This is a genomic window from Dankookia sp. GCM10030260 (assembly GCF_042666655.1).
In the GTDB taxonomy this organism is placed as follows: Bacteria; Pseudomonadota; Alphaproteobacteria; order Acetobacterales; family Acetobacteraceae; genus Paracraurococcus.
Genome location: NZ_JBHTDE010000017.1, coordinates 24585 through 48223, shown reverse-complemented (window position 1 = coordinate 48223; position 23639 = coordinate 24585). Strand labels below are relative to the sequence as shown.

At 66.7% G+C, this 23639-nt stretch carries 21 protein-coding genes; 10 read left to right on the top strand and 11 right to left on the bottom strand.

The window, feature by feature from the left end; all coding sequences use genetic code 11:
* Positions 1–328 precede the first annotated feature (328 nt).
* The 5 genes from ACFQS7_RS27135 to ACFQS7_RS27115 form a co-directional block, all read right to left on the bottom strand.
* Positions 329–550 carry a YdcH family protein gene (locus ACFQS7_RS27135; RefSeq protein ID WP_380070281.1) on the bottom strand — a complete coding sequence of 74 codons (222 nt, stop codon included), beginning with the start codon at positions 548–550 and terminating at the stop codon, positions 329–331.
* A gap of 285 nt (positions 551–835) precedes the next feature.
* Positions 836–2164: a GAF domain-containing protein gene (locus ACFQS7_RS27130; RefSeq protein ID WP_380070280.1), complete on the bottom strand. Its 1329-nt coding sequence runs from the start codon at positions 2162–2164 to the stop codon at positions 836–838.
* A 173-nt stretch (positions 2165–2337) separates the two neighbouring features.
* Positions 2338–2544: a hypothetical protein gene (locus ACFQS7_RS27125; RefSeq protein ID WP_380070279.1), complete on the bottom strand. Its 207-nt coding sequence runs from the start codon at positions 2542–2544 to the stop codon at positions 2338–2340.
* An 882-nt stretch (positions 2545–3426) separates the two neighbouring features.
* Positions 3427–4152, bottom strand: a complete 726-nt coding sequence (locus ACFQS7_RS27120; RefSeq protein WP_380070278.1) for a Crp/Fnr family transcriptional regulator — start codon at positions 4150–4152, stop codon at positions 3427–3429.
* 24 nt (positions 4153–4176) lie between these two features.
* On the bottom strand, positions 4177–5607 hold the full coding sequence (locus tag ACFQS7_RS27115; RefSeq protein WP_380070277.1) for a sensor histidine kinase: 1431 nt from the start codon (positions 5605–5607) through the stop codon (positions 4177–4179).
* Positions 5608–5971: 364 nt separating this feature from the next.
* Here ACFQS7_RS27115 and ACFQS7_RS27110 point away from each other — a divergent pair, with 364 nt between their 5' ends.
* Positions 5972–7024: a chemotaxis protein CheB gene (locus ACFQS7_RS27110; RefSeq protein WP_380070276.1), complete on the top strand. Its 1053-nt coding sequence runs from the start codon at positions 5972–5974 to the stop codon at positions 7022–7024.
* Between the two features lie 168 nt (positions 7025–7192).
* Positions 7193–9442: a CheR family methyltransferase gene (locus ACFQS7_RS27105; protein ID WP_380070275.1), complete on the top strand. Its 2250-nt coding sequence runs from the start codon at positions 7193–7195 to the stop codon at positions 9440–9442.
* Positions 9443–9478: 36 nt separating this feature from the next.
* Here ACFQS7_RS27105 and ACFQS7_RS27100 read toward each other — a convergent pair whose 3' ends face one another.
* Positions 9479–10495, bottom strand: a complete 1017-nt coding sequence (locus ACFQS7_RS27100; RefSeq protein WP_380070274.1) for a chemotaxis protein CheB — start codon at positions 10493–10495, stop codon at positions 9479–9481.
* Between the two features lie 224 nt (positions 10496–10719).
* Here ACFQS7_RS27100 and ACFQS7_RS27095 point away from each other — a divergent pair, with 224 nt between their 5' ends.
* Entirely contained in the window at positions 10720–11166 is a 447-nt protein-coding gene (locus ACFQS7_RS27095) for a hypothetical protein (protein WP_380070273.1), read from the top strand.
* Positions 11167–11387: 221 nt separating this feature from the next.
* Here ACFQS7_RS27095 and ACFQS7_RS27090 read toward each other — a convergent pair whose 3' ends face one another.
* Positions 11388–12458 (bottom strand): HWE histidine kinase domain-containing protein, encoded by a 1071-nt coding sequence (locus ACFQS7_RS27090; RefSeq protein WP_380070272.1) that lies wholly within the window; start codon positions 12456–12458, stop codon positions 11388–11390.
* 590 nt (positions 12459–13048) lie between these two features.
* On the opposite strand from ACFQS7_RS27090, the gene ACFQS7_RS27085 reads away from it, so the two are divergent.
* Complete coding sequence (locus tag ACFQS7_RS27085; protein ID WP_380070271.1) at positions 13049–15031, top strand: AsmA family protein; 1983 nt, start codon at positions 13049–13051, stop codon at positions 15029–15031.
* 217 nt (positions 15032–15248) lie between these two features.
* Here ACFQS7_RS27085 and ACFQS7_RS27080 read toward each other — a convergent pair whose 3' ends face one another.
* A complete protein-coding gene (locus ACFQS7_RS27080; protein ID WP_380070270.1) occupies positions 15249–16163 on the bottom strand; it encodes a hypothetical protein in 915 nt (304 codons plus the stop codon).
* Between the two features lie 192 nt (positions 16164–16355).
* On the opposite strand from ACFQS7_RS27080, the gene ACFQS7_RS27075 reads away from it, so the two are divergent.
* From ACFQS7_RS27075 to ACFQS7_RS27065, 3 genes are all read left to right on the top strand, one after another.
* Positions 16356–17306 (top strand): YihY/virulence factor BrkB family protein, encoded by a 951-nt coding sequence (locus ACFQS7_RS27075; RefSeq protein ID WP_380070269.1) that lies wholly within the window; start codon positions 16356–16358, stop codon positions 17304–17306.
* Positions 17307–17500: 194 nt separating this feature from the next.
* The gene (locus ACFQS7_RS27070; protein ID WP_380070268.1) at positions 17501–18346 is read left to right on the top strand and encodes a YsnF/AvaK domain-containing protein; all 846 of its coding nucleotides are present in this window, start codon (positions 17501–17503) and stop codon (positions 18344–18346) included.
* 59 nt (positions 18347–18405) lie between these two features.
* Positions 18406–18999, top strand: coding sequence for a YidB family protein (locus tag ACFQS7_RS27065; RefSeq protein WP_380070267.1), 594 nt, complete (start codon positions 18406–18408; stop codon positions 18997–18999).
* Between the two features lie 294 nt (positions 19000–19293).
* On the opposite strand, the gene ACFQS7_RS27060 is transcribed toward ACFQS7_RS27065, so the two are convergent.
* Both ACFQS7_RS27060 and ACFQS7_RS27055 read right to left on the bottom strand, forming a co-directional pair.
* Positions 19294–20223 (bottom strand): YsnF/AvaK domain-containing protein, encoded by a 930-nt coding sequence (locus tag ACFQS7_RS27060; protein WP_380070266.1) that lies wholly within the window; start codon positions 20221–20223, stop codon positions 19294–19296.
* Positions 20220–20669: a DUF2382 domain-containing protein gene (locus ACFQS7_RS27055; protein ID WP_380070265.1), complete on the bottom strand. Its 450-nt coding sequence runs from the start codon at positions 20667–20669 to the stop codon at positions 20220–20222. The genes ACFQS7_RS27060 and ACFQS7_RS27055 overlap by 4 nt, the downstream gene beginning before the upstream one ends.
* A gap of 275 nt (positions 20670–20944) precedes the next feature.
* Here ACFQS7_RS27055 and ACFQS7_RS27050 point away from each other — a divergent pair, with 275 nt between their 5' ends.
* From ACFQS7_RS27050 to ACFQS7_RS27040, 3 genes are all read left to right on the top strand, one after another.
* On the top strand, positions 20945–21772 hold the full coding sequence (locus tag ACFQS7_RS27050; RefSeq protein ID WP_380070264.1) for a hypothetical protein: 828 nt from the start codon (positions 20945–20947) through the stop codon (positions 21770–21772).
* A 120-nt stretch (positions 21773–21892) separates the two neighbouring features.
* Positions 21893–22102, top strand: a complete 210-nt coding sequence (locus tag ACFQS7_RS27045) for a hypothetical protein (RefSeq protein ID WP_380070263.1) — start codon at positions 21893–21895, stop codon at positions 22100–22102.
* Between the two features lie 103 nt (positions 22103–22205).
* On the top strand, positions 22206–23132 hold the full coding sequence (locus ACFQS7_RS27040; RefSeq protein ID WP_380070262.1) for a LysR family transcriptional regulator: 927 nt from the start codon (positions 22206–22208) through the stop codon (positions 23130–23132).
* On the opposite strand, the gene ACFQS7_RS27035 is transcribed toward ACFQS7_RS27040, so the two are convergent.
* Positions 23129–23581 carry an OsmC family protein gene (locus ACFQS7_RS27035; RefSeq protein WP_380070261.1) on the bottom strand — a complete coding sequence of 151 codons (453 nt, stop codon included), beginning with the start codon at positions 23579–23581 and terminating at the stop codon, positions 23129–23131. The genes ACFQS7_RS27040 and ACFQS7_RS27035 overlap by 4 nt on opposite strands.
* Between the last annotated feature and the right edge of the window lie 58 nt (positions 23582–23639).

Below are 23639 nucleotides of genomic sequence, written 5' to 3'. Positions count from 1 at the left end.
GTGCGGCCGGACTTCGTTGATCAGCGGTTCCAACGCCGCCCACCGCGCGTCGCTCAGAACGTGAATACCAGGGTTCTCCGTCATCCCTAACAGTTAGGAATGTACCTCAGGAGCTAACAGACCTTAGTGTGGTCAGACTGGCCGGGATAAGCGCCTGAAGTGTTGGTACCGGCCGTGCGGTCAAACGCGCGGGAGGCAGCCGTACCAGGCGGGTTGTCCGGCGTGCCGTCCGGACGGCCGTCATTATTCATTGGTCGCCGGAGATCTCCCACAAGCGCTGGGCAGGAGCTACCGACCCTGTTTGAACCAGTGCGCATGTCAAAACAGGTTACGATTCGATGCGTCGTTCAGGGAGTGGTACTTCTCCAATGTGCAAGCTGGCGGTCGGCAGCGGTTTCATCAGCAGCGCCATTTGGTCCTTCAAGCGAAGTTTTTCTATTTTGAGCCGGGAAATATCTATTTGGTTCGGATGAAGACGGGTCAACTCGACATTTAACCTTTGGTCAAGCTGGGCATGGCGCTGGCGGAGCGACTCCAAGCGATCGAGCATGTAAGACCTCGTTCCATATTCGCAATGCGCACTTCCCGAGTTCGAGTACGCATCTTATTAATTCTTTACGATACGGCGAGTTTCTAATCTGAACCAAATATTTCTTATTTGTTTTCTAAATGGCGTGAGCTAAGTTATCTCTAATGCGTCCAAACATCTTACCTGAATCAGAATCTGTTTTTGTTTTAGAAATTACTTCGGTTCGATGTTTGCGCGTTCAGTGTGAATTTTCGTACTTTCTTTGCTGACTGAACGATGAGCTGGGTGATCGGCAGCTCGGCGTGCTCAACTTCTCGCTCCACCTGACCTTCGACAATCAGCAGGCTCGGCGACTTCCACCACAGGCACCCACAGCGCGATCGTACTCCCGATCCCTGGCCTGTTCTCCCAAGCCAGCCCGCCGCCAGCCTGCTCGGCGAAGTTGCGGACCAACGCAAGTTCAAACTGCGTGCCCAGGCTGGGCAACCCGGCTGTGGAGGAAGAGTTCTTGGCCTCCGCTTGCCCCTCGCCGCCCAGGCCCGTCCCGGTGTCTGCGACGGAGAGCCGGATGTAGCGGCCGGGCTGGAGCCGGGCAGGATGCCCCGGACCCGGGGCGATCTCGTCGACGGCCGCCCCGAGCGTGAGGGTGCCGCCCTCTGGCATCGCGTCCCGCGCTGCCGCAGCCAAACCCAGCAGGACGGCCTTCAGCTCCTCGAGGTCCGCCAGGACCAGTGGCAGGTGCGGGTCCACGTCCATCTGGACCCGGAGAGGAGTGCCCGGGATGTTCGCCAGCACCCTCCCTACCTGCTGTATCGGCAACGCAACGTTTACCCACTCGGGCCGGAGTTCCCCGCGAGGAGCGAAGGCGAGAAGACGCGCGGTAAGATCGCCGCCGCGTCGGGCCACGTCGTCAATCAAAGCAAGAATGGATTGCACCGACGCGGGATTGTGCCCAAGCCGCGTGCTTGCCAAGCGCATCCCGCTCTGTACCGCCTGCATCACGCCGGCCAGGTCGTGTGCGATACCGTCTGCTAGCTGCCTCAGCGCCTCAAGCCGATGCTCCCGTGCCAGTATTGCCTTGTGGGCCGCATCCACTTCAGCGGCGCGCTCCTGCATCTCCAGAGACAGCCGCTGCAGCGTCACCTCGCTCATGGTCACCGCGGCTAAATCTCGCAGCGCCGCTGCGTCCTCAGTAGTCCAGGTGCGCGGCTCGGGACCTATGGCGCACACCGCGCCGAAAATGCGGCCGTCGGCAGCGATGAGCGGCATGCCGAGATAGGCCACGACGCCGAGGTCGGAAACGGCACGGTTATCGGACAGAACCGAGTGCTGGCCTGCATCCTGGATCACTAGGGGTGCGCCCGTGGCTACGACGTGCTGGCAAAAGGAGTGCAGGAGGGACGTCCTCCGCCGGAGCAGCCAAGGCTGCGGCAAGCCAGTGGCGCTCTTGAGGAATTGGCGATCGGCCTCGACGAGCGAGACCAGGGCTGTTGGTACGCTTAGCAGGCGGCACACGAGGCGCGTCAGGCGAACGAACGCTTCCTCGGGTGGGGTGTCCAGCAGGCGTGTTCGCCGCAGCGCCTCGAGATGGTCCTCGTCCCGCAGTACCGGCCCCAGGAGAGTTTGGCCCAACATCGGACTACCTCTTTGCTTAAAGGATCGAGGACCGGCGTTGCCGCTGATACAAAGCAGAGCTGAGCAGGAGGGTGTGGAAGGCGGAGGTGCGATCGAGTTCCGCGCGGAACGCTGCTGCATCCATGCGAAGGATGGTGCCAAGTTTCTGCACCATGGCTTCGCAGTCGTCGCTGTCATCCCCAAGCAGGACCGGCAGCCCGATGATCTTCGTTGCCGACGACTCCGACTTTGATGGCGTCACCTTTCTCCAAGTAAGCCAGCATGGAAACATAGCCGGTTTTGGGAAAGTAAACGGCCGCGATCGGCTTGCCCGGCGCGGAGAGGACCTTGCGCAACGGCAATGAGACAGCTTCGAGCTGAGCAAGGTCGGCAGGCGGCATGGCCGCAAGCGGGCGGTTACAAGGGATGAGTGTGTGTGGTCACCGAGGGGCATGATGGCTCCTAGCCCAAAGGGATGCGGCATGAGCGGGCGCAGCGCCATTTACCCGTCCAGCGTCCGCCCAAGTTCGATTACTACCCAGCGTCCGAGCGACCGCCTAAAACCTGACCAGAATCGAGACCAAAAAGAATGGCGGTGCCCTTGGGCACCTCCGAGTTTAGGGAGGAAACAATCAAGGTCACCAAGCACCACTGACTGTCGTAATGCACAGCGTCGCCGAGCCACAGACGTTTGCATGCAAGCGGCCTTGTGCGCCGCACAAAATCGTAGTGGCATATGTCAGCTTTCTGACACTCCAAACGAGTTGTCGACATTGATTGCCTGTTGCTGCGTTTGCCGTCAGGCAGAAGGCTGAGGAGGAAACGTCTATTCAGTCCGCCCAGAGGTCGCCGTTGTCAGTCTCGACGGATGCGGCGACCAAAGGGGCGAGCACACTGACAATACGGACACGGCGCAGAGTGTGGCGAACGGCACGAACGGGCGGCAGGTGGCCGACGTGGCGAGCGCTTGAGCGTCTCTTGCGGCTGCCAGTGCTGTTCATTACCGGCTAGGCTGGACCTCGCTGTCATCCGGGGTCGAGGTGATCGGCAAGCCCTTCGAGCCCAATGCCCGCCGCGGCGGGTCGAAGCACGCCTGGATCCGGCGTTATGGCCGAGCGTCGGGGAGCCAGGCGCTTAGCGCGCGGATTGCACGAGCAATAGGGCAGCCCTGCCGCATCAGCTCATTTCGCGTGCAGACCTTAAGCGTGATGCTCCCCAGGAGCCGTAGCGGCCTTGGTGTGTGAGAACCCAGGCGTGACCTCGCACGCAGTTGGCGAAGGTATTCAAGCCTTGCCGAATGAACCCGGAAACAGCCGCTCCTGTTCTTTACGGGCCATCCAGTAGCAGGGGCAGGATGCCGCTTCCAATCGAGCCCGGTCGGCCACGGCGATATGACCACGCATGGAACGGATCAGGCCCGCCTGTCGCAAACCGACCAACACTCGGTTCAGAGTGGGACGGTGGGTACCCAGCATCGTTGCCAAGAACTCCTGGGTAATCGGAAAGCCTGACCCGACCCGGTCTGCCACCGACAGCAGCCAGCGAGCGGTACGTTGTTCCAAAGGATGGGCGGCGTTGCAAGCCGCAGCGCAGCTAGCCTGGAGTAGTGCGGCGCACGCGCAGCGCATCAGCACACTGTGCAGGTTGTGGCTGTTCCGGGCCCATCGGGCGAGTGGAGTGGCCTCGACGCGATGCCCATGGCCGCGCACCTGGACGACGGCACGGACACTGGCGACTGCGTCGCCGAGCAGCGCGTGCAGCCCGACCACACCCTCGCGTCCGACAAGGCCCACCTCGACGCCATTCTCGCCGGGGATGTCGACTAAGAGCGACACCAAGCCAGCGGCGGGGAAAATGACGTGCCTGACTTCGTCACCAGGGACGAACAGGGTCGCGCCGGCAGGCAATTCAACCGGCTCAGCCGCGCCTTGCGCGAGCGCTCTCTCTGTCCGGCTCAAGGCAGCCAGGAAGCGGTTGCCGCCGACATTCGGCGCGGACCGCGAGGACATGATGGCCTGCTCCGGTGTGGTCCGTTATTGCGCGATGACGCCGGCCGCAAAGGGCAAGCGGATGCGGCATTCAACACCCTCGCGCGGGAAGTCGAGCCGGACCTCGGCGCGGAACTCCCTGGTCAGGGCCTGCTCGACCAGACGCGAGCCAAAGCCGCGGCGTTCAGGCGGACGCACCGGCGGCCCGCCGCGCTCGCGCCAGATAATGTCGACCACGGCTGCATTATGGTCCGCCCGATCGACCCTCCATTGGATCTCAACTTCGCCTTCGGGGACGGAGAGCGCCCCATACTTGGTCGCGTTGGTCGCAAGTTCATGAAAGGCGAGATTGAGGGACAGCGCAGCCGAAGGCGTCAACAAGAGAGGTAGGCCGTCCATGGTGACCCGCTCCGCCTTATGCCCGGCGATGTATGGGTCCATGGTCCGCTCGACGATGTCGCGCAGCGAGGCTCCCTCCCAGCCACCCCGCATCAGCAAATCGTGGGACCGGGCGAGCGCCGCGAGCCGCGCCCCAAAGGTCCGACGGAAGTCGTCCGGCGTCGCGGCATGGCGCTGCGTCTGCACGGCGACCGTCTGAACCACAGTCAGCGTGTTCTTGATCCGGTGGGCCATCTCCTCAAGCTGTACCCTGCGCCGCTCCTCTTCGGCACGCGGCGCGGTGCGGTCGCGGAGGATCTTCAAGAAGCCCTGCAGTTGTCCTTCCTCGTCGCGGAGCGGCATCATGGCGCCATTGGCGAAGAACCGGGTGCCATCCCCCCGTAGGTGCCATCGATCGTCTTCGGCGCGGCCGTGCTCGCCGGCCTGGCGCATTTCGAGCTCGGGCAGCCCAGCGGCGCGGTCCTCAGGGACGAATAGGGTGTCGGTGGTACGGCCGAGGACCTCGGCTTCCGGTTGCAGGAACAATTGCTCGGCGCCGGGATTCCAGCTGGTCACCCGGCCTTCCTGGTCGATGGTGAAGATCGCGTAGTCGGTCGCGCTCTCGATAATCATGCGCAAGCGGCGCTCACTCCCGCGCAGTGCCGCATTGGTCGCCGCCAGCTCCGCCGTGCGCTCCGCGACTTCCTGTTCGAGTCGTTCGTTGGCCTGAGCGAGTGCGGCATTGGCCTCGGCCAGTTCCTCGCCGGTGACCTGCAGCTCCTCAAGCGCAACCTTCAACTCTTCTTCCGCGACTTGCGAACCCAGACGACGTTGCGACAGCTCTGAAATGGCGGTTTCAAACCGTTGCCGCACCACGTCGGCAACTGCATCTCTGCGCGCGTGTCGGGCCCGTTCTTTAGCCAGCACTGCCCGCATTGCGCGGAGTTCGGTGACGACCGTGTCGCGCTCAAGTGTGAGAACCGCCGCCTCCTCGCGTGCATCCTCGGCCGCAACGGTCGCCTGTTCGAGTTCGTCCTCGCGGAGGTCCTCGCAAGGTCTTTGGGTATGGCCGGCGGGGAAGCCAGGATCCTGCGGCATAGCCTGTGCTCCTGGGGCATCGGTGCCTGACTTGCGTCTCGGGCATAAAGCGCTCACAGCCGAGTTGAGTGGCTCAAACTTGCGTGTTTCTTCTCGAGACGCAGCACTCGATCAGGCGTGCTCGGCAAGACAGATGTAGCGGTCGGACGTAGCACCAGTGCCTTGGTGCAGTGCCGAACCCAACCCTGCGGTTGTTGTCTCGGCTTCGACATATCGATGAACGAAAGAGATAAGCCATTTTTCCGGGCTGGCACGTCGGCCCAGCGGATCGCCTACGGCCGTCCCAGTGCTGCCAATGACTCCTGCTACCTCAACTCCGCGTGTGATCCACGACGTGGAGCAGTGATGAACCGTTCGCGTCCGCATGCGCAAGGGCGGAGACCGACCGACGGCCGTGGTGATTGGCGCCTCCGCAGGTGGGGTCGAGGCGCTGCAGGCGCTTGTCGCTCAACTGCCCCATGAGTTCGGTGCCGCTCTGCTCGTCGTTTTGCACATTGGCATTCGGCGCAGCGCGCTGCCGGGAATCCTCGCCCGGGCGGGGCAGCTGCCTGCCGCTTGGGCTGCTGATGGCGAACCGATCCGGCCAGGACGAATTTATGTCGCGCCCCCCGACCGGCACCTGCTGATCGCACCGGACGGGCTGAGTCTGTTGCTTTCCCGCGGCCCTGCCGAGAACCGCACCCGCCCCGCCGCCGATCCGCTGTTCCGCTCCGCCGCTCGTGCCTTTGGCCCGCGGGTAGTGGGCGTGGTGCTCTCAGGCGCGCTCGCCGACGGCACCGCCGGCTTGGCTGAGATCGTGCGCCATGGCGGCATCACGGCTGTACAGGAGCCGAACGAGGCGGAGTACCCGGACATGCCGCGGAGCGCCCTGCGGCATGTTTCGGTGCGCCACCGCCTGCCAGTGACTGGCATTGCGGATTTGCTGATACGCTTGTGCGGCCCAGCGCACTTTGTGGTGCCGGAAAACCTCAGGAGCATGAGTGCGGCTCCCGCCCCGCAACGGGAGGAAAATACACCAATGGAAGGTGAGCACACACTCAAGCGGCCCATCACCCTGACCTGTCCGAGCTGCGGCGGGGCTGTCGCGCAGTCTTCGGTGGACAGCCTGCCTTACTTCGAGTGCCATACCGGCCACCGTTTCGCGGCCCCCGACATGGGCGAGGCGCAGTTCGTGCAAATGGATCAAGCGCTGGAGGTGGCGCTACGGGCGCTCAATGAACGGGCCGAGCTGTGTCGGCGCCTCGCCGAGGCGGCGCGTGGCCGCGGACAGGTTCTGTCTGCCGGCCGCTGGGACGCGGCGGTCAGCGAGGCGGAGCAGCGGGCGAGGGTCATGCGCAAATTCATCGAGCAAGGGTGGGAGCGGCCCGTCGACGACGAGGACGAGGGTGGCTTAGCCGGCACACCAAGTGTTGGCTAAGCCATTTGTCCGGTAGCGTTATGGAGCCTGGACGCATGCTCGGACCTGTGGGCTCGGTAAAGCCTCGCAGCACTAGGCAAAAGGCTGCAGCCGGGTAGTCCGGCCGACATGTTCTGATTCCCACCGCCGGGTCTGCTATGCAGGAACGAAGCACAACGTGGACGGACGATGACCGGCACTGAAGGCGCAGAACCCGAGTTCGAGGCCCTGATCCGCTTCGTCCAGGAGCACCGTGGGATAGACTTCCGCGGCTACAAGCGGGCCAGCCTGCACCGGCGCACCGCCAGGCGCATGAAGGCGGTGGGTGCCGAGAGCTTTGCCGCCTACCACGCCCTGCTGGAAGCGAACCCGCAGGAGTTCGCCGCCCTGCTCGATACGGTGCTGATCAACGTCTCCTCTTTCTTCCGCGACCCTGAAGCCTGGGAGGTTCTGCGGCATGAGGTGGTGCCGCGTATCCTCGCGCAGCATCGGGAAGACGGCAAAGGCATCCGCATTTGGAGTGCCGGCTGCGCCACTGGTCAGGAGCCCTACAGCCTGGCCATGCTCTTCGCCGAAGCTATGGGCGGCGCCGAAGCATTCTGCCGTGCGGTAAAAATCTACGCCACGGATCTCGATGAAGCAGCGCTGCAGGTCGCGCGTCAGGCCACTTACACCGACGCCGAGGTAGAGAGCGTGGCACCCGAGCTGCTGGAGCGCTACTTCGAGCGGAACAATGACCGCCACACGCTGCGGCGGGACCTGCGGCGCTGCGTGATCTTTGGCCGTCACAACATCATTCATGATGCGCCGATCAGTCATGTCGACCTGACCCTCTGCCGCAATCTGATGATTTACCTGGAGGCCACCACGCAGGAGACAGTGTTGCCGCGGCTGCACTACGCTCTCCGTGAGGGCGGTTATCTTTGCCTTGGCAAGGCTGAAACCCAGCTTGCCCGCTCCAGGCTGTTCGAGCCGGTGAACTTGAAGCAACGCGTTTTCCGCAAGGTTGCGAACGGCCGGCACCGCACCCCCGGCGGCAGCCTCGCCTTCACTCGCGGTTTCGACGCCGAGCAGGCGTTGTCGCCGCAAGTCAGGTTGCAAGAGGCCATCGTTGACGGCACTGCTACCGCCTATCTCGCAGTTGGCCTGGACGGCCATTTGATCTTCGCCAATCCTGCGGCCAAGCGGCTTTTGGGGCTGGGCGAGGCCGATCTCGGCCAGCTGTTCCAGGACCTCTCGGTCTCCTACCGGCCAGTGGAACTGCGCGGCCGCATCGAGGAGGCGCAGCGCCTAAGCCGCGCCGTGCGGCTGGAGCACCAGGAATTCCTCCGGTCACCGGCTGACCCGGTCCGGCTCACCATTGAGGTGACGCCGCTCTTCGGCCCCGACGGGCAGCCGTTCGCAACTCTGCTCACCTTCGCCGATACCACCCGTGCCTACCAACTCGGCCAAGAACTGCAGGCCGTGCAGGAGGGGCTTGAGACCCACGTCGAAGAACTGCAGTCCTCGAATGAAGAGCTGGAGACCACCAACGAGGAGCTGCAATCCACCCGCGAGGAGCTGGAGACCACCAACGAGGAGCTGCAGAGCACCAACGAGGAGTTGGAGACTTCCAATGAAGAACTTCGCTCCGCTAATGACGAGCTGGAAGCCGCCAACGATGAGCTGCGGCGCCAGTCTGAGGTGGCCATCGAGTTCCGCCACCACGCCGAGGCGGTGCTGCGCAGCATGGACGCCGGCGTCGTGGTGCTGGACCGGGACCTCAAAGTTAGGTCCTGGAATCGTTGGTGTGAGAACGTCTGGGGGTTGAGAGCCGAGGAGGCGGTCGGGGACGAATTCCTCGTGCTCGATATCGGTCTGCCGGTGCAGCGGCTGCGCACCGATTTGCACCGCATCCTTGCCGCCGAGATGCCACAGTCAGCGCCGGAGCTGGAGGCGGTGGACCGCCGTGGCCGTCGGGTCCGCGTTCGTACTCGCATCCTACCGCTGCTGCGCGAAGCCCGAGCTCCGGAGGGATTGGTACTGGTCATGGAGGACGTGACCAAGGCAGCCGGCATCGAGGATGACATCGGCCACCTCGGTCGCGTGCTTGGGCAGTCGCTGAATGAGATCTACTTCCTCGACCCCGAGACACTGTGTTTCACCCTGGTCAACCGTGGTGCGGAGGAGAAGCTCGGCTACCCTCTTACGCAACTCCAGCGAACCCCGATCACCGACCTCATGCCAGGCGTGCAACCCGATGCGGTGCGCGCTTTGGTAGCGCCACTGCTGACAGGCGAGCGTCAGGAGGTGGTGTTCGAGACCGTCTTACGTGCCGCTACTGGACGTGAATACCCGGCGGAGATCTGCCTGCAGCACTTCGTCAACGAGCAGCCACCGATTCTACTCGCCATCGTGCACGACACCTCCGAGCGCCGGCACTTGTCTGCCGTCAGCTGAGGTTTCGCCGCCCCGCCCTCTCGGGCAGGGAAGCCGCTATGCGTCGAGCCCCGGAGAGGAGCGCAGCTTTTCGATTGCGCCGCTAATCAGGGCGGCGGCTTGCTCGGCCTCCTCGGCCGCATGTTGCCAGCGGGCGGCAGCGTGCTGCAGGCTGCGCTCTCGGGCATTCGCCTCCATGCGGCGGAACAGGGCCATCCGGTCCCGGTGGGTGCGCACCGCGACGGCCAACGCATGCTCCAGTGCGTCGGCCTGAGCTGCCACCAGCGATTCCGGCCCGAAAGCATGGCCGATTTGGCAGCGAAAGCGGGGGACCTTGCCGTCCCGGATCTCGTTCAGCACGCCACCGCAATCGGGACAGCCGAACGGCGAAGGTGCACCTATGGTCCCGATCTCCTCAACCATACCTGCCAGCTCCTGCTCGGCGATCCGCACCTCAGCGCGCATTGTAGGGGGAACCGTAACAGCGCTACCGGCCGGGCGGCGTGCCAGCTGGTCGAGCAGAGCTGCCATCTTCACCAGCGCCACGCTATGATCCGGGCTGTCTCCCTGCAGGGCATTGCGTGGCATGTCCGGCCAGAGTGCATCGCTCGGGTCCTGCACCACGCTGATTCCCCCACATTGCTTGATGGCGACCAGCCCGGCGGTGCCGTCATCCAGCGTGCCGCTCAACACCACGCCCACCACGCGGGGACCGCAGGCTACGGCCGCCGAGCGGAACAGCGCGTCCGCTGCGGGGCGGGTCCGGTTCTCGTACGGTCCTCGCCGAAGCAGGAGGTCCTGCCCGTTCGCCGCCACCAGCAGATGGCGATCGGGTGGTGCGACGTAGATCCGGCCCTGGCGGAATGATTCTCCGTCCACTGCGTGGGCCGCAGGCAGTGGCCCGCAGCGAGCGAGCAGGTCGGGTAGAAAACTACGGGCAGAAGGCGCCACATGCTGCACGATCAGCACCGCCGCGGGTAGATCGGCGGACAGCCCGGCGCATAGTCGTTGAAGCGCCTCCACGCCCCCGGCCGAAGCTCCTATCGCGATGACGTCGTGTCCTAGCTCAGCCATACCTGCCTCGGGGCCCTGGATGGGCCTAGCCCAGGCAGTATCATGAGCCGTCTCGGCAGACGCCGGTAAGACAAAAGTACCCTGGCCATCCTTTGCCGGCCGTCTGAAGTGGGGTTTGCCGTTTACCCGGCACCTTCCATTTGGCCCTGCCAAAGTCGGGCCCAAGCTCCAGCCGGCTGGGCACCAGGGGATGAGACTGCGAGACGGAGCGAGGATGTCGGGCCATGTCGGACAAGGTGAATGACGACAAGGGACAGGTCGCATTAGAGGACGCCGAGGAATGGCGGCGCCGCGGTGAGGTCCAGCGGCGCCGGAGCGAGGGCCAGCGTGAGACGGCCGAGGCACGCCGAGAGGCAACGGCGGCGGGGCAGGTCAACGCCGAAGCCGAGCGGACCGCCAACGAGGATCAGCGCCGGATCAATGAGGAGCTGCGCGCCACGGCCGAGGAAGTTCGCGCCGCCGCCGAGGTAGCAAGGGCGGCGGCGGCCGAGGCCGTCGCCGCGCGCGAGGAGACGCGCAAGCTGGCCGAGGAGGTGCGGCAGCTAACCGAGCAGTTGCGGGCCAGGGACGCAGATGAGCGTGGCGCGGCTGACGAGCAGCGACAGATCCGCGAGGAAATGCGGAGAACGGCAACGCCGGACGGATTTCCGCCCGGGAGCGTAGATGACTGATAACCCGCCACAGAAAAATGCTGCGCCGGCGCCATTTCAGCCTGCGCCATCAGGCTGCCGAAGCTCTTGCGCATGTCGGTCACGTCACAAGCGAGGGATGTCCGCCGTCGGGTAGAGGAGGCCCAATCGGTCTTGCGCCTTCGGCACCGTGTCCGCGGACCAGCTTGGTCTTATCCTCTTCCTGCACTCGCGTCGTAAGATTCTTCCCGACCCGGCAACCGTCAGCGCATCGTGCTCGCAAGGGGGTCCAGTGGCGCGTCCACCTCGCAGCGCAGGCCCGAACGCTCGAACAACAAACGCACCCTGCCATGTATCCCATGGGCCAAGCCGCGCTCGACTATCCGCGAACCAAAGCCAAGGCGCGGCGGCGAAGGCACCAGCGGTCCGCCCTCCTCGAGCCACCGGAGCCGCAGCCATCTGGTTTCGCCCTCCAGCTCGACCGACCAGCGAAGCTGGACGTGGCCGCCAGGCGAGGACAGGGCGCCGTGCCTCGCCGCATTTGTCGCCAGCTCATGCAGAGCCATTCCGAGAATCACCGCAGCGCCGGACCGAAGACGCAGCTCCGGGCCACCGATGTCAATGCGTCCAGCATTGCCGTCACGGCGAGGCATCAACTGCCCCTCGGCGAGTTCCTGAAGCGACGCGCCTTCCCAGTACCCGCGCGCGAGGAGAATGTGCACCCGGGACAGGGCGAGCAACCGGTCCCGAAAAGTGTCCCGGATCTCCCCGACACTCTTCTGCTCGTCCCGGAAAGTCTGGGCAGCGACCGACTGCACCGCAGAGAGCGAGTTGTTGACCCGGTGATTGAGCTCATTGAGCATCCGCGTCTGGCGCTCCTCGGCGCGCCTGCGCTCCGTCACGTCGCGCTGCGCCGCGATCCAATGCGTGACGCGCCGCCCGTCAAGAACGGGGGTGATAAGCCACTCGACTAGGTACTCAGTGCCGTCCTTGCGGTAGTTGACGGCCTCGCCTCGGAAGCTATGGCCCGCACGGAGGGCCAGATTGAGACGGTCCAGCACGGCACGGTCCGTGTTTGGTCCTTGCAGAAAGCGGGGCGACCGTCCCACAACCTCGTGCGCGGCGTAACCGGTCATGCGCTCGAAGCCGGGATTGACGTACTCGATGAGCGGGCCTGATGGATCGAGCGCAGGGCCTGTGACGATAATGGCTTCGCCGATCGCCCCGATAACCGAGCGCAGAAGCTCAAGCTCCTCCTTGTCTTCCCACCCCGCCATGATTTGGGAATGACCAGTGTCTTCAGGCCCGTCGTCGTGGCCGACCTTATCCGTCATAGGAGCCCTGTCCGGGGTCGTAGCTCTGTGCGTGCTGCCACAAGACCCGTCGGCAACCGAACCCGATGCAGCCTCCCAAGTTTCTCGGCGTTTTCAGTATCATTCATTAGCATGGTCGCGTTGGCATTCTGCAGCCGTAAGTTCATCATCGAACGCTCGGTAGGACGGGACGAGTTATGGATACGGTACGTTTATTTGGAGGTATCCGCAGGGTTTCTCCTTCTTTCCCGCGGCGCTGCCGGCGCGAAGCCGGTCATATGGTAAAGGCGTATCCCTCGCCCAGTCGGAAGCCAGACCGACACGTCTAGGTGCAGAGCCGCCTGGTGCCCCCCCTGTGTTGGGCGGTTTCTATTTGGCGGTCCTCGCCGATGTGACGACCAACACTGCTGAGATGTGCGTGCAACCATATGAGTCGTTGGATCTGGACCCCAGATCGGCCGTCTATGCCGAAACACACCGTCGCTCCAAGCGAACGAAATCAGCAGCCATCCTGGGCATGTCTGCTTAAGCAGAAAGGGGCGAACCGCCGGGCCGCTGCCGCGTCTTATCCGCGTAATGACGCAGCGAGCGTCACGCCGTTGGGAGGGACGATGGCCGGACGTCGGTCAAAGCGCTGGCTGCTGTGGCTAGGCGCGCCGCTGCTGGCGGTGGCATTGCTGGTCGCATTCTGGTCATGGGACTGGTTCATTCCCCTGATCGAGGCCAGGGCGAGCGCAGCGGTCGGGCGCCCGGTGCACATTGAACACCTCCACGTAAAGCTGGGTCGCGTTTCCACCGTGACCGCGGAAGGGCTGCGTGTCGGTAACCCGTCCGGCTTTCCGGACGACCCGCCTTTCGCAGAAGTCGGCCGCGCCACGGCGCAGGTTGACGTCGGCGCCTTTCTACGCTCGCGCGAGGTGGTCATACCTTCTGTCGAGCTGGACCGGCCGGTGGTCAATGTGATCGGTCGCGACGATGGCAGCCGCAACTACGAACTAAACTTTGCCGCACCTGCGGGCGAGGGCGCCGAAGCAAGCAAGGCGTCCGGGCCGCACATCGGCGCGCTCCGCATCAACGACGGCAAGGCGCGGGTCGTCATCGCATGGCTGCGCTCGGACTTCGAGGTCGACGTGAAGACGCAGGACCGGGATGGGCAGGAGCCTGCCTTGGTCGCCGAAGCGCGCGGCACCTACGCCGGCCAGCCGATCGAGGCACAGATGATCGGCGGGGCCATCCTGAACCTCCGCGACGAAAGGGAACCCTGGCCGGTCGACCTACACCTGCGCAACGGCGACACCTCGTTCGCTTTGAAAGGTACGCTGCGCGAGCCGCTGAAACTGCGCGGCGCCGACTTGCGGGTGGAGTTCGCCGGAAAGGACATGGCGGACCTGGTGCCGCTCACCGGCGTGCCCTTCCCGAAGACCCCGCCGTTCAGACTCGAAGGCAGGGCGGACTACGCAGACGGCCGGGTGCGGCTGCTCGACGCGGCAGGGAAGGTCGGGCGCAGCGACATCGGCGGCAGCCTCACCGTTTCCACCGCTGGCAGCCGGCCGGATGTTACCGCCGATCTGCGCTCGCGCAGCGTCGACCTTGCGGATCTCGGCGGCCTCATCGGCGCCCAGCCTGGGCGCGCCAACACGCCGGGACAGACGCCGCAACAGCGCGCTGCCCAAGCCCGCACGGCAGCGAACCCGAAGCTGCTCCCAAACACGCCCGTCAACATGCCGCGCCTGACCGCGGCGAATGTGCACCTCCGCTATCGGGCGGAGCGCATCCAAGGGAAGGGGATGCCCTTCGACAGCCTGAACGTGGAAACCGACATTGTGGACGGCACCGTTTCCCTTCATCCGGTGTCCTTCGGCATCGGGCAGGGGCGGTTGACGGTTGCCGGCATGCTGACGCCTCAGGAGGATGGCGGCCTACGCGCCAAGATCGAGGTGGAACTGCGCCGTGCCGACCTGTCCCGCCTGCTCGGCGCCGCGGGCGCGGGCGGGGCCGGCACACTGGGCGGGGTCGCCCGCCTGGAGGGCAGCGGCAAGTCCCTGTCCGAGATCCTCGGGCGCGGCAACGGCGAGGCCACGGTAGTTACGGTGGGTGGCAATATCAGCTCGTTCCTGGTGGACCTGTCCGGCCTGCAGTTCGGCAATGCTCTCCTATCCGCGCTCGGCATTCCGGCCCGGGAGGGGATTGAATGCCTGATCGGGGACTTCGCCCTGCAACGCGGCACGCTACGGAGCCGCACTCTGTTGCTCGACACCGACGCCCACATAGTGACGGGCGGCGGCACGCTCGACTTCGGGCGCGAGCAACTCGACCTCCGGCTGCGCACGGACGCCAAGCGGCCGACCATCGCGTCCTTGCCGACGCCGATCCGCATCGGAGGGACCCTGAAGAACCCGGCCATACAGCCGGAGCTGGGGGAAGCGGCGGCACGGGCAGGCGCGGCTGTGGGGCTCGGCCTGCTGTTCCCACCATTGGCCTTGCTGCCGACGATCCAGCTCGGCGTGGGCGAGAACAGCCAATGCGAAACGTTGCAAGCGGCGGGTGAGCGGCGGCGGCGGCAGCAGGCGCCGGAAGGAGCTAAGCAGCGCTAGGCTCAGCCCCTACCGGCGGCTTAACCGCGCAGCGCCTCAGGAGATGAACGGGGTGGACCTGGGGCGCGAAATCCGGCGGAGATGGCCGGACCTCCCGGCCATCCTGACCAGCAGCTACAGCCATTTGCTGGCGATCGGCGGAGCGCGGGATCCCTGCGCCCGGGCCGCCACGGCAGTTTGACGACTGCCGAGGCGGACGGGGGCGCGACTGCCCGCCTCAGAAAGCGCGCCTGGTTCCGACCAGCGCCGTCTCCGGCCGTGGCGTACCGACACCGCCGCCGAACCACGCCGCCATCGCGCCGAGCACCAGGGCGACGAAGCCGAACAGGCCAGCGCGGGACGCACCCTTGCGCGCCACCTCGGCGGCCTGGGTGGCCTGCTGCTTGGCTTGGTCCATTGTCTGTCGGTATTGCTGCTCGACCTGGCCGAGCCGGGTCCGCGCCTCGTCAGGGCTGATGTTGGCCATCCGCGCCAGGCTGTCTACCGCGCGATCCCGCGCCTCGTTCGCAGCACGCTGGTCGCCACCCGCGCTGGCCCGGACGTAGGCGACGATGTTGTTCTGCACGCTCTGCGTGTCCGAGGGGTTCACCAGCGACCGCACCTGCGCCTCCAGCCCGCCCGTGTCGGTGGCCTGGGCGACGCCGCTGGCCGCGGATGCCGCGGTGCGGCCCACCCCACTGAGCGTGCTGCCAAGGGCGCTGAAGGTGCCGCCGACGATGCTGCCGAGCACAGTGGTGAGCAGATAGAAGATCACCAGCGTCGTCGCGCACCAGGTGACCAGGCCATGCCAGCGCGCGGTATTGGTCTGCGCCGCCCCGCACAGCCGCCCAGCGACCACGCCGCCGAAGAAGGATGCGATGATGCCGGACAGTGTCCACCAGATGCCCGCCCCGATCGAGAAGGTGCTCGCGTCCGGGTTGTCGGCGGTGTTGGCCACGTTCACGGCCGACAGGCCGACACCGATGCCGAGCAGGTTGATCAGCAGCTGGGCGACCAGGGCGGCGACCACCCCGGCAATGATGGCGCCCCAGGAGGCCCTGTTGAAGAGGTAGGTGCGCTGGTCGTCCGGGACGACCGCCGCTGCCGCTGTGGTGCTGACGGCAGGTGTGGGCTGCGTGGGGGCGGTGGCCATGTGCCTACCTCCTCTGATGGATGCGGAAGCTGCGGAACATCCGGGGAAACCAGGCGCGGGCCAGGGGTTCCCCGGCGCAGGGTCACACTTCCAGACCTCGCTCGGGTCGGCGGGGACCATCCTAGCGTGTCCCCGCAGCTGATTTCGCTCCAGGTGTGGTGCCAGTCTGCCCTCCCTCGCGTTCCGGTCGGCATGCCAGAAGCCCACGAAAAGAGCACCGATTTCCCCGCAGCCGGCGCCTGGGCGCTGGCGGGCGAGGGGCAGGGAGCGGCCACCCCCGCCTGCATCCCGGGGCGCGGCTGGCAGCAGGTGTTGCGCCGCTGCGCCTGGCGCATGTTCGATGACCGCCTACTCGGTGAGGCCGCGGCGGTGGCGTTCTACGCCCTGCTCGCGGTCTTCCCTACACTCGCCGCTCTGGTCACGCTCTGCGGTCTCGTCGTCGACCCGGAGGCGGCAGCAGCAAGCCTCCAAGCCCTGGTGGGCATGCTACCTGCTGGGACGGCGGAGGTAGCACGAGACGCCCTGGGACGCATGGCGGCCGTGGGTGGAGGGCGGGTCGGCCTCGCGGCCGCTCTCGCGGCTGCGGCGCTCTGGAGCGCCGCAGCCGCCGCGCTGCAGCTGTTTGGGGCGCTGAACGTCGCCTATGGCGAGCGTGAGACGCGCGGCCTCGTCCGGCGCTGCGCCACCGCGGTGCTGGTCGCGCTCGGCGCCATGGCCTTCGTCGCCCTCGCGCTCGGGGGCGTGCTGGGCGTGCCCCTCGCACTCGGCGCCGCGTCCGGGCCGGGCGGTGCTACGGACTGGCTGCTTCGGTTTCTGCGCTGGCCGGTGCTGCTCATCGTGGTGTCCGTCGCCCTTGCATTGGTCTACCGCCACGGCCCTTGCCGCGCCTGCCCGTGCTGGCACTGGGCGAGCTGGGGCGGTGCGGTCGCAGCAACGGCTTGGCTGCTCGGCTCGATGTCGGTCTCCTGGTACATGCGCCAGGTCGGCGGCTACGATTGGCTCTACGGCTCGGTTGGCGCCGTGCTCGGCTTCATGCTCTGGGCCTGGGTGTCGGCCGCGGCTGTCCTGGTCGGCGCGGTGCTGAATGCCGAGTTGGAGCGGCAGGCGATGCCCGAAGCGGAGGCCGTGCTGACCCGGCCCTAGGCGCCCGGACCTCGTCCGTCGTTCAGGCGGGCATCGGTCCGCTATCCCTAGCAACCATCGGCATCCCGTGGTCGTTTGGTCGGGCAGCGCGCGTGGTGGCGACAAACGGCACCACCTGGAGAGGACTTCCCTTTGTTCTCCGCGGCGCACCGCAACACCCGAGCAGTGAACAGAAATCCACAGGAGGTCCGAGCATGAAGACCATCACCGCCTACTTCGACTCCGTACAGGTTGCAGAGAAGGCCGCCTTCGATCTGGCCAAGGCGGTTCCCGGCGTGCGGGGTCAGGTCGTCGACACGCGGAATGCCGCTAGTCTCGACGAGCTCTCCCTGCCGGAAGGGGATGCCGCCCTCGTGCGGGAAGGCTTTGGCCGGGGTGGCGGGGTCGTGCATGCCGAGGTGCCGGACGGGCGCTTCGACGAGGTGGCGAATGTGCTCGAGGCGAGCGGCGCCGTCGACCTCGACGCACTCGAGGCGGGGTGGCGCAAGGAGGGGTGGACCGGGTCCACGACGGGCGCCGCTAGCGGCACGACGACAGCCACGACGGGAGTGTCCACGGGCGCATCCGGTGCCACGGGGGCTCTCTCCGGCACGTCGACAGGCGGCGAGACGCAGCGGCTCGGGGCGGCTGGGGAGGAGCGGATCCCAATCGTCGAGGAGCGCCTGCGCGTCGGCAAGCGAGAGGTCGGGCACGGCCGCGTGCGAATCCGCAGCTACGTTGTGGAGACCCCGGTGCAGGAGCAAGTGACGCTGCACGAGGAGCGGGTGAACGTCGAACGCCGCACCGTTGACCGCCCACTGACCGCCGTCGACGAGGCACTCTTCCAGGAGCGCGTCATCGAGGCGACTGAGACTGCCGAAGAGGCGGTCGTGGCCAAGGAAGCGCGGGTGGTCGAAGAGGTGGCCCTCCGCAAGACCGCCGAGGAGCGCACCGAGACCGTCCGCGACACCGTCCGTCGCACCGAGGTGGAGGTCGAAGACGACCGCACCGCCGCGAAGACCTCGACCAGCACGCCGAAGCGTGACCCCGGCGCGGTCTGAGGCTTGAAGGCACGGAGCGGTGTTCCCCGAAAGCCGGTGGAAGAACGGGAGACAACGGTATGAGCGGCTTGTTCGGCGGAGGCTCTAACAGTGGCGGCATCGCAGGCGGTCTGCCAACCGGGGTGAAGCTGGCGGCGATAGCGCTGCTGGCCCACCAACTCATGAAGCACGCGCGAGCCGAAGGAGGTACAGCCAGCGGTGGGCCGACCGGCGGGGGCGGCCTGGGCGGCATCCTCGGCGGCCTGCTCGGCCAGGGCGGCAGCTCGCCGTCGAGCTTCGGCACGGAAGGTGGTGGCCTGGGCGGCATGCTGGGTGGGCTGCTCGGGGGCGGGGCGGTCGGCGGCCTCGGTGGGCTGCTCGACGGCCTTCGCGGCCGGGGGCTCGGGCGGCAGGTCGACTCCTGGGTTGCGCCTGGCGAGAACCACCCCGTTGCGCCGCACGAGCTGGAGAACGCCTTTGAGCCGTCCGAGCTCAACGAGGCCGCGCACCACGCGGGTACCGACCGCGACACGCTGCTGAACGAGCTCAGCGGGATGCTGCCCGGGATGGTTGACCGGATGACGCCCGGCGGTCGGGTTCCGCAGCGCGAGGAGGACCTCGGTCAGGGCGGCATCAGCGGCCTGCTCGGCCACCTGCTCGGCTGCGGCCGGTAGGGCGACCTGATCAAGGGCTGCGCCTCTCCGCGCAGCAAGGCGACCCATTTTGGCGAGAAACCCGCCCGGTCTCGCAAGCCTTCCTGCGTGCAGGCTGGGAAATATCCCACCGGGCAGGTTGACTTTAATTCGCTCCACCCGCTCACCGGCAGGTGGGGGCGGCCGTGTCGTACCTTAGGAGCCCGCTCGCGGATGGTGCGCATCACGCCTAGGCGCCCGAACTGCCGAACAGGATCGTGGGGGAGGCGGTCTGATCCCGTCTCCCCCAGCTGCGCTGGTGTCGGCTTTGAGCGGCTAGCGGCTGGACGCGGGGTCCAGCGGTTTGCCGGGCGTCGTGACACTGCCAGTGACCGCCCCGGAAACATTTGCCGTGCGGGCGGAGGTGCGGTCGTCGTCCACTTCGACCTCGGTCCGCCGCACGGTGTCGCGTACCGTCTCAACACGCTCCTCAACGCCCTTGCTCACGACGACCTCCTCGGTGACGTGGGCAGTCTTTGACACCACGGCCTCCTCGGAGGTGGCGGTCGCCTCGATCGTCCGTTCAACAAACGCCGCCTGGTCAGCGTCGGTGATCGGCCGGTCGACGGTGCGACGCTCGATGGAGAGGTTCTCCTCGTGCAGTGTTACCTGCTCCTGCACCGGGGTCTCGACCACGTAGCTGCGGACCCGAACGCGCCCACCTTCAACTGCGCGCTTTCCGACGCGAAGTCGCTCCTCGACAAGGGAGATAGTCTCGTCCTGCCCGGCAGCAACGGCGGCCGCTGCCGTAGTGGGTGCCACTGTCGCGGCCGTGGCTGCGGTTGCGACCACGGTGCCGTCTGCGAGGGTCTGTGCGCCCGTCGTGCCCTGGGGACCGCCCCAGCCCTCGGCGCGCCAAGTCTCCTGGCGACCGTTGAGGTCCACCGCGCCGTTCTCCTCGAGGATGTCCATCGCGCGCTCGGAGCTGGCCTGCTCAACCTGCGCGGTCAGCAGGAAGCCGCCGCGCCGGATCGCCTCGGAATAAGCGTGGCGATCGTCGTCAGGCATGAACATCGATTTCAGGGAGGCGAGAAAGCCCGTGCCCTCGGCGGGCTCGCTCGCCGCAACACCGCTGGAAGCAGTGGTCTCCTGGGCCATCACGGTGACGTTCGCCGGAGCGACGCCCGCTTCGCGCGTCAGCCGCTCGACTGCCTGATCGGCTTCGCTTCGGGTGTCGTACAGAGCAGTCAGGGTCATAGTGGTCATGTCTTGTCTCCCGCGCCGCGAGGGCGCGCATTGGGTTCAGGTTTGTCGTCTGGCTGCGCTGGCACGCGCTCCACCGTGGCCGTCTGCCGTCTCAGCGGCACAGTCTGCTCGCTGGTCCGGTTGGTGGAGACGCGGCGAATCCAGAGCTCTTCCTTGAGAACGAGCCGGCGTTCCACCACCAGCACCTCCTCCAGCACGGGCACGACGAGGACCGCGCCATTTTCCTCCTCCCGTACCGCAGGTGCTGTGGCCACTTCGCGGCCGATTGGCACCCGCTCAACCTCGACGCGTTCCTCACGCAAGACCTCGCGCACTGCGGCGTCTTCGGTCGTGGTCGTGAGGTGGACGCGTACGCGCCCGGTCTCCACTTCGCGCCGTTCGACGACAAGCCGCTCCTCGAGCAGCGGAATGATCTGGGCTGCTTCGGGGTCTACGCTCTCAGCCAAGGTGCATCTGCTCCATTGATCGGCCCGGCTTCACTCGACCGATCCGTCCTGTGGTGGCTCAACGCCGCCTGCGGCAGTGAGAGCCGGGCCGCTTCACGCACAGCCGCTATGCAGGAATGCTCCGCCGCGTTCTTCGGCTCGCCCGCGTTGCCCGGGCGGATCACAACCGATCGGACCCCGCCACCATGCCTTCAGACACAGTCATTCCCGCCCGGCCCGCAGCAGCGCTCCCCGAGGGGGGACCTGCGCTGCCCCCCCGCATCTCCTGGGGTGCCGTGCTCGCCGGCGGCATCATCGCCGCGGCCCTTGCGGCCATGCTCAACATCCTCGGCGCCGCTATCGGCGCAACGACGGTCGACGCCGTCGGCCGGGCCTCGCCCGGCGCGGCCAGCTTCGGGATCGGCGCCGCGATCTGGCTGGTCGTGGCCAACACGCTTGCCCTGGCGGTGGGCGGCTACACCGCAGCCCGCCTCTCGGGCACTTCGGACGACACCGACGGCGTGCTGCACGGCTTGGCGGTGTGGGCAATTGCCTTCTTGTTCTCCGCCGCCCTGCTCGGCAACATGGTGGCCGGCCTGGCGTCCGGTGCCGCATCCGCGGCCTCGAACGTGGCTGGCGGCGCGGCTAGCGGGGTCGGTTCTATGGTCTCGACCGCGGCCGGCCAAGTCAGCCCCAGTGCCCTGATGGACCGTGCAAAAGACGCGCTGCGAGGCACCGGCGGCGAGCCGCGGGCCATGACCACGGAACAGCGCGGCGCCGAGATCACCTCCCTGCTGGCCCGCCGGGTTGCAGGGAATGAGTTCGCCGCTCCCGAGCGGACGCGGTTGAACGCGCTGGTCGCGGCCGAATACGGCATCGCCCCCGAGGAAGCAGCGCGGCGGGTGCAGGTTGTCGAGGCGGAGGCCCAGCGCACCGCAGCCGAGGCGGCACGTAAGGCTCGCGAGGTGGCCGATGCGGCCGCGCGGACGACATCGATTGGCGCCTTCGGGGCCTTCGCGGCCCTGCTGCTGGGCGCAATCGCGGCGGTACTCGGCGCCCGCCGGGGCACCCGCGACTGGGTGACACGGATGGCGCTGCCGACGACGCTGCGCCGTCCGGCCTGAACAGTCACTCTTCCCGGGGCAGCAATGTCCCGGGATGCCTGCGGGCGGACACCCGCATGTCTCGTTCGCGTCCTCCCCAACCGGCGGGGACGCGGCGCGGCGGAGCAAGGAGACCACTCCATGCGACCAAGCGAGATCGATGTTGACCTGGTGGCGCGACTGACGCCGCGACTGCGTGCCTTGCACGAAGCGAATGGCGGCGATTGGACCGGCACGCTGCGGGATGGCCTGGCTCTGCTGCGGCAAACCCACTCGGTCGAGCCGCGCGACGTTTCGATGGCCGACCAGCACGGCGCCGAAACCCTCGACACGCCGCGCGAGGATGATTGATGGCCGGCTGACGGAGACAGGGTGCGCCGAACCGAGCGCATCCCGGCTCGTTGCCCCATTATCCTGCCGATGAACGGCGGGCTGGGATACGTGGATCAGGCCGTTGCTGGATTGGGACGACCTTCGCTTTTTCCTGGCTATTGCCCGGACCGGCAGCCTCTCCGCCGCAGCGCGTGAGCTGCGTGTCACCCAATCCACCGTAGGCCGCCGCCTTGCGTCGCTCGAGAGCGGTCTCGGTACCCGGCTCTTGCATCGCACGCCGGATGGCTATGTCCCGACGCTGGCGGGTGAAGCGATCCTCGGCCAAGTGGAGCGCGTGGAGACAGAGGTGCTCGCGGTGGAGCGGACGACCGGTGGCCATGACGCTCTGCTGGAGGGTGTGGTGCGCGTGACGGCGGTCGAGACGCTCGCCAGCCACGTCCTGATACCCGCCTTCTGCGCACTCCAGCGTGGCACCCCCGAGATCGGCATCGAGCTGCTAGCAGATGTACGGCACCTGAGCCTTGCCATGCGCGAGGCCGACATCGCGCTGCGCCTCACGCGTTTCGAGCAGCACGACCTGGTCACGCGGCGGATCGGCACCATGGCACACGGCCTTTATGCCAGCCCGGCCTACCTGAATCGCTATGGCGCGCCGGACTTCGCGGCCGGCTGCCCGGGCCACCGCCTTGTCACTGGGCTGGACGGGGCCGAGGTAACGCAGGCCGCCCGCTGGATGACGGAAGCGGCCCCGCGCGCCGCCGTGGCGTTGCAGACCGACAGCCCGGAGGCGCAGCTGCAAGCCGCGCTGTGCGGCGAGGGAATGGCATGCCTGTCCAGGCTGCGCGGCGATGCGTTTGGGGCGGCGCTGTTGCGCCTACGGTCACCCTGGCCGCAAGCCGTAGTGGAGATCTGGTTGGCCGTGCACAAGGACAACCGCAGGACGCCCCGGATCCGGCTGGTGCTGGATGCGGTGACCGCGGCTGTCCGCGACCGAGCTAGCGATTTGGACCCGCCGGAGAGCCCGGGTCCTGTGGAACTCGTGGCCTAGCTACCTTCGGCTGTCGCCAAGGCGACGTTGAGCTGAGTTCCGTCATGCAGCGTGTTGGCGACCGGCGAGCGCAGGGTGGCACGTGTGACCAACGCCGCCAGCGCCTCCCGCGGCGCATCGGCCGTGATGTGCACGGCGACGCGTACTTCCTCGAGGCCGAGCGGCGCCGGTTGTGGCATGTCCATCGGGGCAGCGGCAATGTCCGCCTCCACATTGAGCACCAAGCCCGAAAGGGAGATGCCACGGGCGGTCGCGGCAGCCCGTATGCCGATGGCGAGGTCGGAGCCGAGTGCGGCGAGCAACAATTCTAGCGGCTCCAACGCCGGCTCGGTGCCGGGAAGCCCGCTCGGTTCATCCACAACCACGGCCGGCAGATCGCGGATATGCGTGCGCTGGCGTATTTGACTCCCCGCCACGGTTCGAGATCGCAGGGTTCGGAGCAAGCTCATGCAGGCCTGCCATTAGGTCGCGGTTTCAGGATACGCAACGCCGGTCTCCTTGCGTCTG